The following is a 13,174-nucleotide window of genomic DNA, read 5'->3' on the forward strand; positions in this document are numbered from 1 at the left end:
TTACGCTTTCGGTTCGCGGCGGTATGTAGTTTTCGCGTCCCGTAGTCTTCAGGTGAGACTGAAACTCTTCAGTCCACAGACAAGATCGCTCCGGGCGTTTTGGGTTTACGTAGCGGCCACGCACGATGGCTTCAACCGCCGCCTATATGTGGACGGCGTTGAAGTTGCGGCCGATACGCAGAATGGTTTTGACGCTGCCGTCAAGGGCGGTCTAGTAATTGGCTCGACCTTGAATCGTACAGGTCTGTTTTCGGGCCTTGGTGATGAGATCAAGATCTTCGGACGTGCATTAACGTCAGAAGAGGTCAAGGGCCTTTTTGATAAGGGGCTTACGGCAGATCGGCCGGATGCGGCTATCACTTTTACCGCGGGTGCAACCCAGAGCGTCACCGAAGGTGACTCTGGTCAGGCAAACCTCAGCATCAATTTCACTCGCGGAGCCGGCGGCGGTGCGGGTAACATGCAGGTTACTATTGCCCCTCTTGCGGGCGGTACCACCCAGGGAGCCTCCGGGAATTGCGGTGTGAATGATGATTACGTCGTTCAGCCCAATCCTGTGACAGTTGTCTGGGCAGCTAACGAAACGGTTAAGTCCTTCGGTATCGGTATTTGTGGCGACACTGTGCCCGAGCCGGCGGAAACGTTTACCGTCACGATCGATACTGTCCCGGGCGGTGATTCGGGTGCCGGAGCAGCTCAGGTAGTCACGATCAATGATAACGATGCGACGGTGACGGTCACAGCTGTTGGTTCCGGCGGCCCTGCGATTCCAGGCTTCCCGAATGCAGCATTTGAGAACCCAGGTTTTGGTGATTTTACGTTTACTCGTGCTCCGGGAGCTCCTGTCAACTTCCCGCTTACCGTTAACTTTAATAAGTTAGGAACGAGTACAGCGGACGATGGAGACGACCTGACCACCGGTGGTCTTGACTATACGTTCTTTAATTCAAGCTGTGCGGCTGGAACCACCTATTCGACTGTCACCAATTCAGGCACAGTGGTAATTCCGACTGGGCAAACCTCTTGCGTTCTGAGTGCGAGTTACGGTATCGATTCGAGGGTTGAGCCCAATGAAACGATCAACCTTCAGATAACCGCCGGTAGTTATGTTATTGGAGCCCAGAACGCGGCGACGGCGATCATTCAGAATGACGATTTCAGCACCGTCTTTATGGATGCCCAACCCATCACGAACGGTGTCGAGGGAAATCCTGGAGCTGCCGGTTTTATCACCTTCGATCCAGCTCGAACGGCTCCTGTTAATAGCCAGCTTGAAACGCTTAATGTTCGTTTCGAGATCACCGGCACGGCAACTTGCCAGACGACGCCTGATTACACGATCGTCGTGAACGGTACCAACCGCATCACGCAGTTCGCTTGTACGGGTCCCAATACGGGCCGCGGCGTCTTTACACTGCAAGGGACCGAGTTGGATCCAATTGACCTCCCGGTAATTGACCTGGTCGCAGATCCTCGCGTAGAACCGGATGACACGGTCACCTTTACGATTCTCGCGTTCAATGCTGCGGGCGTTGGTGACCCGGGCGCAGGTAATTACAACAACAGTAATACCTACACCGTTGGAAATCCTGCTTTCACTGTAAACAACATCAACGACGATGATGAAACGATCACGGTCGCTTCTGCGAATTCGCCGTTGTCAGAAGCCGGTCCTGGTGGAATTCAGTTCAACGTTGTTCGTAACTTTAACTCAGTTGGCGGACCACTTCCGGATAACGATCCTGCGGTTACTGATCCTTTGACGGTGAATTTCAGCATTTCATCATTGGCACCAACTGCAACTCAGGCATCGTGTACCGGTTCTGACTTTACGGTTTCCTCGGGAAGCAATGAAGTTGTTACCTACACCCCGGCAACCTGTACTGGAACGATCGTGTTCCCAGGCAGTGACGTTGCTGGTCAGATCGTCGTGACTCCGGTCAATGACAATCTGCCGGAAAACAACGAGACCTTTACGTTGACGATCACGCCTAACACGGGTGCACCAGCTAACAATTATGGCATTGGTCCTGTAGTTGGGCCTGACGGTGCTGTTTCGGGTACCGCTACGGCAGATTTGGTCAGATCAACAACGACGACCTCCAGGTTATCGTTGGTGAGCACGGCGTCCGTTACCGAAGGTAGCCCTTCGGCTCCGAACGCAACAAACCTTATCTATGCCTTCACGCGTATAGGTGAAACGAACAATCCGACCTGTGCGAACTTCAACGCAACGGGAGTTAGTGCTTCGGCTCTGACCGATTACACGACTTCGTTCGGGGCTGCGACGGTCGCCTTGTACGAACTCGTTCACGGCAACTGCGGGTGTTTCGCCTGGCAGCATCGGTATCCCTGCAGGAGCAGGTAATCCTGACAATATTGGCGGTGTTCAGGCAAATCAGGCTACGTTTATCGTAAACCCGACTGACGACGCTGATGTCGAAGGCGATGAAGAAGTCCAGATCCAGGTTGATAACCACACTGGCATTGGACAGTTCTACACACCATGCGACACCTGCTGCTGGTGCGAATACCGCTACTTTCGCAGCTGGCCAGTGCACGACGAGCGTAACTGTCAATCCAACCACGGATTCAACGGTTGAGCCAGACGAAACGGTTATCTTTACGATTGCCGCAGGTGCTGGTTACACCATCGCTGCTGCACCGGCAGACGCCGCTACCGGCACGATCCAGAACGACGATTCAGGCGTCAGCGTTGCTGTTGCTCCGGCATCAGTTAACGAAGACAGCGGAACGAATCTGGTTTACACCTTCACCCGTACGGGCGTAACGAATACCCCGCTGACGGTTACTTACACGGTTACAGGTACTGCGACAAACGGTACTGACTACACCGCGATCGGAGTTTTCGGTTCCGTTCGCTGTTGGTCAGACGATGGCAACGGTCAACGCAACCCCAACCGCAGACACCGTTGTCGAAAACGACGAAACAGTGGTCATCACCGTCACGGACGGAACTGGCTACTCAGCAGTCGGTGCTCCGGCATCGGGTACCATCACCAACGACGATGCTGACATCGTTTGTACAGGTCCGGTTCCTGCTTCGGTCAACGAAAACAGCGGTACGGCAATGGTTTACAGCTGCACTAGATCGGGCCTCACGGCACCGGCTCTGTCAGTTCCGTTCGCTATCGGCGGTACGGCTAATGGCGTTGTTGGTCCTAACGCCGACTACGCCGTCGCTGGCAACACCTCGGGTGTGACCAATACTGCCGGAACGCTCGACTTCGGTGCGGGTATTGCAACGGCTACAGTCAATGTAACTCCGGTTGCTGATATCGTGGTTGAAGATAGCGAAACCGTTATCGTTACATTCACCAACCCTGGTGTTTACAGCGGATACGATTTCGTTCCTAGCCCAACGATGTTGACTGGTACCATCACCAATGATGACCAGGATGTTTCAGTTGCTGTTTCCCTTGACCAACCCGGTTGGTGCTGGTAACACAGTCGTTGAAGATCAGCCAGTTAACCTGCTTTACACCTTCACCCGTGTTCCTGGTCTGGCTGCCCTTCTTAACGCTCCATTGACGGTGAACTTCACCACCACTGGTGACGCAACGTCTGGCACTGACTACAGCCAGTCGTTCACCGGTTCCATCACGTTCGCTGCTGGTTCTGACCACCGCTACCATGGTTGTCGATCCTACGGTTGATAACGTAGTTGAGCCGAATGAGACTGTCATCATCACGGTCACCTCGGTTGTTGGTTCATCACTGCGACAGGCACGCCTGCCACGGGTACGATCCTTAATGACGATACGTCATACACGCTTCAGTTCATCGGTGTCACCGGTGCTGCAAGTGGAGCAGGTAAAGAAGGCAACCCGGCTGACGCTGGTGAGACCATCGCAACCTTCCGCGTATTCCGTAACGGTGCTAACTCGGTTGCCGGTAACGTCGACGTTTCGACGGTTCCTGGTTCGGGTACAGCAGTTGGCGGTGCACCTAATACGGTCTGCCAGCCAGGCCAGGACTACACCGCAGACGGTCGTACGTTCGTGTTTACTGCTGGTGGCGACACCTCGCAGGACTTCACGGTCCGTATCTGTCGCGACCTCGTGTTCGAATTGACTGAAACGTTTGACGCTCAGTTGACGAACCCGACCGGTGGCTTCCTGGGTGCTCCGGCTGTTGCAACGGCGACGATCATCGACGACGATGCAGCTCCAACACTTGTCATCAATAGCATCCAGGTTAACGACAATGCTGGTACGGCAACCCTTACGGTTACCCAGAGCATCGCAACGGCACTCAACACGTCGTTCGCGTTCAACACTGGTGACATGGGCGATACCGCAACAGGAAACGTTGACTACACGTCAAGCTCCTCTACGGGTTCGATCCCGGCCGGCAGCACGACCGCATCTATCGTCATTCCTATCATTGATGACAACATCGATGAGCCGAATGAAACCTTTACCGTTACTCTTTCGGCTCCGGTCAATGCAACGATCAATGACGGAACCGGTATCGTAACCATCGTCGATAACGAACCGAACACTCAGTTCGCTATCAATAACGTAGTTCAGATCGAGGGCAACCCGAGCATGAGCGACCCGACTGTAGCATCAACCTCAGCGTTCAACTTCCGTATCACCAGAACCGGTGATGCCCAGGCGAGCGAAGTGGTCTGCTTCGAGACGGTCGATGGTGACATCGAGAATCCTGCGGTCAATCCTAATCCAGCTATCGGCGGTCCGGGCGGAACCATTCCGTCGAACGTCGGTGTGCCTGATTACACTCACAGAGCCGCTGGCCCGACAAACTGCGTAACCTTTACACAGGGCGGACCTAGCGTTATCACTGTTCCGGTTATCGTCTATGGCGATATCGTTGCTGAGTTCGATGAATCGTTCACGGTGAGAATCCTCACGGTTAACGGCGTCGCGAACCCGCTCGACCAGAACAACAACCCGCGTGTCACCGATGCCCTCGGCCTCGGCGTTATCCAGAACGACGACGGTGCTCCTTCGATCGCTCTGTCAGTAGCCAGCCCGGTCACTGAAGGCAACACCCCATCGACTGGTGGTAGCGTAACCTTCACGGTAACCAGAACAGGCAGCACCTCGAACCCGGTAACGGCGAATTGGGCAACCTCGACTGGTTCAGGAACGTCCGCAGCAACCGCTGGTGCATCATGTGCACTCAACAATGCTGTTGACTTCGTAACCTCATCGGGTTCGATCACGATCGCAGCCGGTTCATCGACGACGACCTTCACGGTTCCTTACTGTGGCGATCTGTACGACGAACTTAACGAGTCGTTCACGGCGACCCTTTCGAATCCTTCGAATGGTGTCATCAGCACGGCTTCGGCAACCGCAACCATCAACGACGACGATGCAGCTCCGATCATTTCGGTCAGCGACATCAGCGTCTGCGAACCGGAAAGCGGAACAGCAGCTGCAGTATTCACGATCACGAGAACAGGTCCTTCGTACCTCACCTCGACGGTCAACGTGAACACTGTTGACGGAACGGCAACGACGACGGATAGCGACTATGTCGGTATCTTGACCCCGGGCGGTCAGCAGTTCAGCTTCGGCCCAACTGTTACGACCCTCACCGTACCGGTAACTGTTAACGGCGATACGAAGTTTGAAACGGATGAAACCTTCACACTTCAGATCGTTGGAGCGTCATCGGATGTTGTAGTTGACCCTGTTGGTGGTGCTGATCCTATCGGACTCGGTGTCATCGTAAACAGTGGTGCCGGATGTACTGGCGACGCGGCCCCGAGCTTTGCTCTTGGACCAGTCACTCAGGCTGAAGGCAATGGTGCAGCTGGAACCTCGGCTCCGTTCTACGTAAGACTTACCAGAACGGGTACGACTCAGGTACCGACTGTCATCACCTACAGCACCAGCACCTCAGGTGGCACCGCTACGGGCGGCTCATCTTGTACAGCTGGAGTTGACTTCATCAACATTTCGAATGCGACGGTAGCGTTCGCTGCAAACGGCTTTGCCTCTGCAGTTGGACCTCCGGCTTCCGGACCGAACTTCATCGACCTTCCTGTTCAGGTTTGTCAGGATGCAACGTTCGAGCCGAATGAAACATTCAATGTTGTTATCAACAGTGCTGGTGGCGCGGGCGTAATCAATCCGACCGGTTCACCTGCTCTGGTCACGATCGTGAACGACGACGGCCTTGCCTTCGCAGTTCGCTTCCCTGGTCCTGAAGGTGCTGAAGGAAACGTCGGTAACACGGCATTCACCTTCACCATTGACAGAATCGGTGATTCATCGGTTGCTTCGAACGTCTGCTACCAGACTGTCGCAGGAACTGCTACTGAAGGAACTGACTACATCGGCCTTACGGCTGGTGCAGCCAACTGTGTTAACTTCACGGCTGGTACTATGTCAGCAAACGTAAGCGTTACGGTTGTCGGTGATACGACTCCTGAGCTTGATGAAACGTTCTTCTTACGTCTCATCAGTGCTACGGCAGGTACGATCCCGGTCAGCCCTGCAGGCGACAGAGTTGCCACGATCAACAATGATGACGGCCCGATCCCGGTTGCTGCCGGATTCGAAGGCGACATCGTTGACGGTAGCGGCGGTGCTGCTGGCGACAACCTCGTTCTCGCGAACGACGTAAGTGCTATCAGACAGTACGTCCTGAACGGTACGGGTTGGGTAACCACACCGAATCAGTTCCAGCGTGCTGACGTTAACCTTCCGTGCGGAAACGGCCAGATCGATTCCGGTGACGTTACAGTCATCAGATCAATCTTGCTCAACAGCACGGCTCTGGTTGCAGCATGCGGTCCGACGGTTGTCGGCGGTGTACGTCCCGAAGCTGAAAGGGGTGAATCTCCTGAGGTAGTAGGACGCATCATCCGTGCAGTCAACACCACGACTACAGCAGGACAGACGGTAGCCGTCTCGTTCCAGCTCGATTCGCAGGGCGACGAGGCTTCGGCCAGCTTTACGGTAAACTGGAACCCGGCAGTGTTCACATATGTGAGCTCAGCCGCAGGTGCCGGCGTACCAACGGGCACGAACCTTGGAGTCAACACCAGCCAGACGGCAGCAGGACGCCTTGGCGTATTGCTTGATGCTACGAATACGTATGCAGCAGGCACCCGCCAGATCCTGACGGTCACGTTCACGGTTGCAGCAAACGCTGCAGTCGGAACGTATCCGGTGACCTTCTCGAGCACCCCGACCGCCCAGAGCGTGTCGAATGCTCAGGGAGCTTTGCTTGCTACGACCTATGAAGCAGGCAATATCGTCATCGGCCCGACAGCTGCTGGTGTTCGTGTCAGCGGCCGTGTAACAACGGCAGGCGGACAGGCACTGCGTAATGCAACCGTTATCCTCACGGATTCGGAAGGCAATCGTCGCACAGTAACTACCGGTTCATTCGGTATCTACGCGTTCGAAGATGTCGAAGCTGGTCAGAGCTATGTTGTCGGCGTGTCGGCAAAACGATATCGTTTTGCTTCACGTGTCGTTAACGTAACTGACAGCCTTGCTGACGTTGACTTTGTTGGACAGGAATAACTCCTTTCCATCGCTTTAACTGAAAGGCGGCCTTCGGGCCGCCTTTTCTTTTATAATTGCCTACGGCGATCTGTACCACGCGATACTGCTTATTGACCCTTCTGAACACAAATACTAAAATTAGGAATACGTTCTCCGAAGTAAGCTGGCTTTAGCGAAAAATGTTTTAAATGGAATTCTTTTTTACCCGTACTAAAGGTCAAAAATTTGTCACTGCGTTCTTGTCTGCAGTTGCACTCTTAATTGGGTTATTTCCGCCTTCTATTCTAGGAGCTTTGGCTCCAAGAGAAACGGCATTTAGTAAATCGATCTTTACCCGATCGAATTTACTTCTCGCCGCCGAGGGGAAGATATCGGAGCAGGCCTTCCAAGATACTGCCAATGGGGAGATAAGTTTGCTAGTGATACTCATGGCGGAGCAGGCGGATGTCAGTGCGGCATATGATATTGACGATCAGGACCAACGCGGTTGGTTCGTATATCGAACGCTGAGTGAACATGCCAAATCAACTCAAGCGGACCTGATTGCCAAATTGAACAACTTAGGAGTACCGTTTCGTAGCTTTTGGGCTGCAAATATGATCGTCGCAGAGGTTGATAGACCAACGGCGGTTGCAATCGCCGGCCGATCCGACGTTGCCCGGGTTGATTCGAATCGACCCGCGCGGTGGATAGAGGATCCAGAAGTTGCCAAATCCGGCATAGATGGTCCAAAGAGTCTTTCGCCCAGCACAATAGAGTGGGGCGTGGCTAACGTAAATGCACCGGCTGTTTGGAATATCGGTATCAACGGTTCCGGTATCGTCGTTGGCGGGCTGGATACTGGCATTCGTTGGACACACAATGCAATAAAAGCTAAATACCGCGGATGGAACGGGACGACGGCGGATCATAACTATAATTGGCACGATGCGATCCATAGCGGCGGCGGCGTTTGTGGAGCGAACACGACAGCTCCTTGTGATGATAGCGGGCACGGTTCGCATACCGTCGGGACGATGGTTGGCGATGACGGGGCAGGGAACCAGATCGGCGTCGCACCCGGAGCAAAATGGATCGGCTGCCGAAATATGAATGTCGGCGATGGAACTCCAGCGTCTTACACCGAGTGCTTTCAGTTCATGATCGCTCCAACCGATTCCGCCGGAAATAATCCTAATCCATCGATGCGGCCGCATATTCTGAATAATTCGTGGGGTTGTCCCGCTAGTGAAGGATGTACGACGAGGGCCGAGTTGGAAACGATAGTAAACAATACACAGGCCGCTGGGATTTTTGTCCAGGCGTCAGCCGGTAACTCAGGCAGCTCTGGATGCTCATCTGTGTCGGAGGCTCTAGCGATCTATGACACGTCCTTTTCAGCAGGGGCTATCGATATCAATAACGCGATCGCAGGATTTAGCAGCCGTGGGCCGAGTACATATTACAGTCCGAATATCTTAAAGCCGAATATCTCGGCACCAGGTTCGAATGTGAGGTCGATAACGAGAACGAGCGACACCGCATATTCAAATTTATCGGGAACGTCTATGGCTTCGCCGCACGTAGCCGGCGTTATTGCCTTGCTATGGTCTGCTCGCCCATCGCTTGTTCGGAATATCGCGGCGACAAAAGAACTTCTGCAGAATACGGCGAATCCGGCCGTTACCAGTGCTAGCCAGACCTGCGGCGGCATTGCGTCTACTCAAATACCTAACAACACCTTTGGATACGGCAGGGTTGACGCGTTAGCCGCAATAAACGCCTCGGCGCCGACGGTTCCTGTATCAGGGCGTGTTCTATCGCCGGAAGGAGTCGCCATTCGAAATGCTACGGTTGCGCTGATCGACTCAAACAGCATTCGCCGCACTGCAACGACAAGCTCATTCGGCATCTTTTCCTTTGGAAGTGTTCGCGCAAGCGAGACTTACACGTTGACTGTCTCGAATAAGCGATACCGATTTGCCCCGCAAATAGTTACCGTGGGTACCTCTGGGCTGTCGGTTGGTGATTTTATTGGTCTTCAATAGCGTTATGAAAAATATTCTCGTTCTATGCGTTTTAATTCTCGGAGGGTTGAATGCGATGCAGGCTCAGATTCCGTTCACGGAGGATGCTATTCGGGTTTTCGACTCCAAAGGGAATCCGGCTACCCTGGAGCAAATTGTTACCGCGATCGGAATTAACGAGGCTGTTTTCCTTGGTGAACAGCATGACGACGCCGTAGGACACGCTGTTCAGATGGAGATATTCCGCCGTGCGGTCGAGCGATATTCGGTGGATCACAAGGTCGCGCTCTCGCTGGAGATGTTCGAGCGTGATGTCCAGGTGATCGTTGATGAATACCTTAACGGATTGATCACCGAGGCACAATTCCTCGCAAGCTCAAGGCCGTGGGGTAATTATAAGACGGACTATCGGCCTCTTGTCGAGCTTGCAAAGGCAAAGCGTTTGCCGGTGATCGCGGCGAATGCCCCGCGGCGATATGTGAACATGGTCTCGCGTAATGGTCGTGATTCACTTAATGGCCTAACAAAGGAAGCAAAAGCATGGCTCCCGCCGCTGCCCTATGGCGAGCCGTCTGCGACGTATGCAACTAAGTTTAAGGCCTTAATGGGCCCGAGCCCTGAAGCACAGATGGGAATCGATAAGATACTTGCCTCACAATCTCTTTGGGACGCATCGATGTCGAATTCGGTATACCGATTCTTGAAAAAAAACAAGAATCCGCTAGTCATCCATTTGAACGGTGGTTTTCATACGGAGAATCGCTTGGGGACCTTTGAGCATCTTATGCGATATCGTCCAAAGACCAAAGGTATTGTGGTGACCATCCGCTACGAGGACGATTTTAAGACCTTCGACAAAGCGAAGCACGCGGACCTCGGCGATTTCGTGATCCTAACGGACGGTAAACAACCAAGAAGCAAACGTTGATCAGTTCCTCTCAAATCGAGGCCTTATTGGGTTAAGGCCTCGAGAATTCCTCGCTTTCACTTACAGAAAATTAGTTTCCCTATACGATCAATCGGTAAGGAATCATATCACTGTGTAAAAGTTCGCAGTCTCAGCTTTCTTCCTCCAATAGAATCAACAATTTAGCCGCGGCACAATGGTTGCAGACTACCTTTTCGTACTATCGGGCAGTAGCTATGGCATTGTTCCCATGAATCTCTCATTAGCCAAACTCATACACTATATCGGTCAAACTGAGATCATCATCACCATAGTAGACTGTCAGCTGCATAGTAAAATTGGCCTTCGCAAGAATGCGAATAGGAGTTTTAATATTTTTTATGTATAGGCATTCATTACTCTACATTGTTCTCTCAATATTGGTGGCCGCGGGGTCAGCCCTCGGTCAGACAGCTACGGTCAAAGGCACCGTACAGGATTCGGCAAATTTGCCGCTTGCAGGTGCGATCGTCGTATTACGAAATCGTACTACCGGTCTCGAAAGGCTCACGAATACGGACAACGAAGGCAAATTTACCTTTAGCAGCCTTAACACGGCTGGCTACGAGATCATTGCGACCGCAACGGGCTTTGGCCGCCGAAGCCAGGTAGTTGAGGTTAACGGAACCGAGATCGTGGTAACGCTCGAGCCAGAGCAATTTCACGAAACGGTAACGGTTGTTTCCGGATCGCGGCAAGCGGAGCTCCAGGAAAGCCTGAATACAGCTGTCGAGGTCGTGACACGGCGCGAGATCGACAGCAAAGGATATCAGACCGTTGGTGAGGTCCTGAAGGAAGTGCCAGGAGTTCAAACCCGTCTCGGCTCGGACACGGGAACTGTCAATGGGATCGCAGGCGAACAGATACAGGGCGTTGGATCGCGTCAGTCCCTGGTTCTGCTCGACGGATTCCCGATCATCGCCGCCCGCGGTATCAAGAGCGGTACGATCAACCTGGACCGTCAATCAACCGGGAAGATCGAGCAGGTAGAGGTTGTAAAAGGTGCGGCATCAGCTCTGTACGGTTCGGACGCGATCGGCGGGGTTATCAATTTGATCTCACGCGAGCCAACCATGCCGCTCTCGGGCAGCCTAATGGTCTCGGGCGGAAATTTTGGTGTTCTTAGCCAGGCGGCAGAAGTGGGAGTGCGGAAGGGGCGCTACGGCGGTTTCTTTAGCCTTAACCGTGATAAGCAGAACGAATTTGACATCACGCCGAATACTTTTGACACGACTGGCGCGGGTTTCCATCGTTACGACGTCTTTGCGAAGCAGAAATGGGAATTCTCGCCAAAGTTCTTCATGACAGCGATGGGTAATCTCTTCACGGGGCGAGCCCGCGGACGGTCGATCGGTGAGCCGGATCCGACGCAGAATTATGCATCAGGTAAGCAATTTGATGATACGCATGACATCACTCAGAACTATGGTGTAACTGCGAACTGGACGCCGACTTCAAAAACCGTTATCCAGGCACGCGGATATTTTTCGCGATATGACGAGTACGCCAAGACATCATTCGCCAATGGACAGTCGTTCCCGGACGACAATCTGTTCCAGCGATTTGGCCGCTTTGATGCTTCGATACTGCAGATCATTGGCGAACGACAGATCGTTCAATTTGGTGGCGAATGGGCGACCGATCGTTATCGCGGGCTCAATCGTCTCGCGAGCAACGCGGGCCAACAGGCAAATACGAGTACCGCATGGGCCCAGGACAAGATCAGCCTGACAAACCGGACGACGCTGACGCTTGGCCTGCGATACGATTCACATTCGATCTTTGGTTCGGCTGTATCACCGAAGATCGGCCTCAATTTCCGTGCGTCGGATCGCATCAATCTGCGAGTCTCGTGGGGCCGCGGATTCCGTGCTCCCGATCTTGGCCAGCTATATTACAAGTTCTACAATCCGACGAATTTCTATCAGGTTTTCGGCAACCCAAATCTCAGCCCTGAGCACTCGGGATCCTGGCAGGTCGGTGGCGAGTATTCGAGCACGAAGAAGTCGTATCGCTTCGGCATCAATCTTTTCCGCAATGATGTTGTAAATATGATCGATCCGCAGACGATCGGTTTTGTTCTGCCATTTGCGTCGCCCGGAGCTTTAACTATCGCTCAGGCTCGAGCCTATCTGAACGGTATTGGGCTCGACCCTGCACAATATCCGATCATGCCTTTCAGGCTACTGATCGTATACAACAATATTTCGAAGATCTACACCCAGGGAATCGAAGCGAGTACAGACATCAAGCTGCCGCGAAACTTCTCAGTGAGTTCGAATTACACGTATCTCGACGCACGAAACAAAACGACTGGTGCATATCTGCCCGAGCGCTTTAAGCATCAGGGGGCTGTCCGATTGGCTTATGATAATGAGGAAGTTGGATTCAGATCGAACATCCGTATGAGTTTCTATTCGGAATGGAAAGCTTCATCACAGTCGAACCGTGTGGTCCAGGGAGAATTAGCATCACCCGGATTTCAGCTCGTCGATGCTTTTGCAGCGAAAGACATTCGAAAGAACTTCGAGATTTACGCCGGCGTTGAGAATTTATTCGACAATAAGGATGCAAGTGCAGGGAAGTTCGATTCGACGGGCCAACCGCTGCCTATCCTGCGTCCGGATGCGGGACGTATGTTTAGGTTTGGCGTTAGATATAGATTCAGCAAGGCTAAATAGTCATTGTTTATGGTGAAGTAAGACGCT

General features: G+C 53.1%; 7 protein-coding genes. All 7 read left to right on the forward strand.

Features of this window, described 5'->3' with window-relative positions:
- Positions 1–52 precede the first annotated feature (52 nt).
- The 7 genes from IPG22_17395 (at position 53) to IPG22_17425 (ending at position 13,147) form a co-directional block, all read left to right on the forward strand.
- Positions 53–2,368, forward strand: a complete 2,316-nt coding sequence (locus IPG22_17395) for a hypothetical protein (protein ID MBK6590062.1) — start codon at positions 53–55, stop codon at positions 2,366–2,368.
- Positions 2,369–2,448: 80 nt separating this feature from the next.
- A complete protein-coding gene (locus tag IPG22_17400; GenBank protein MBK6590063.1) occupies positions 2,449–3,036 on the forward strand; it encodes a hypothetical protein in 588 nt (195 codons plus the stop codon).
- Positions 2,954–3,466 carry a hypothetical protein gene (locus tag IPG22_17405; protein MBK6590064.1) on the forward strand — a complete coding sequence of 171 codons (513 nt, stop codon included), beginning with the start codon at positions 2,954–2,956 and terminating at the stop codon, positions 3,464–3,466. The genes IPG22_17400 and IPG22_17405 overlap by 83 nt, the downstream gene beginning before the upstream one ends.
- Positions 3,467–4,022: 556 nt before the next feature.
- A complete protein-coding gene (locus tag IPG22_17410; GenBank protein ID MBK6590065.1) occupies positions 4,023–7,532 on the forward strand; it encodes a carboxypeptidase regulatory-like domain-containing protein in 3,510 nt (1,169 codons plus the stop codon).
- A 395-nt stretch (positions 7,533–7,927) separates the two neighbouring features.
- On the forward strand, positions 7,928–9,541 hold the full coding sequence (locus IPG22_17415; GenBank protein MBK6590066.1) for a S8 family serine peptidase: 1,614 nt from the start codon (positions 7,928–7,930) through the stop codon (positions 9,539–9,541).
- A gap of 4 nt (positions 9,542–9,545) precedes the next feature.
- Positions 9,546–10,448, forward strand: a complete 903-nt coding sequence (locus IPG22_17420) for a ChaN family lipoprotein (GenBank protein ID MBK6590067.1) — start codon at positions 9,546–9,548, stop codon at positions 10,446–10,448.
- Positions 10,449–10,807: 359 nt separating this feature from the next.
- Positions 10,808–13,147: a TonB-dependent receptor gene (locus IPG22_17425; GenBank protein ID MBK6590068.1), complete on the forward strand. Its 2,340-nt coding sequence runs from the start codon at positions 10,808–10,810 to the stop codon at positions 13,145–13,147.
- The last annotated feature ends 27 nt before the right edge of the window (positions 13,148–13,174 follow it).

The sequence above is a fragment of the Acidobacteriota bacterium genome (genome assembly GCA_016703965.1).
In the GTDB taxonomy this organism is placed as follows: Bacteria; Acidobacteriota; Blastocatellia; order Pyrinomonadales; family Pyrinomonadaceae; genus OLB17.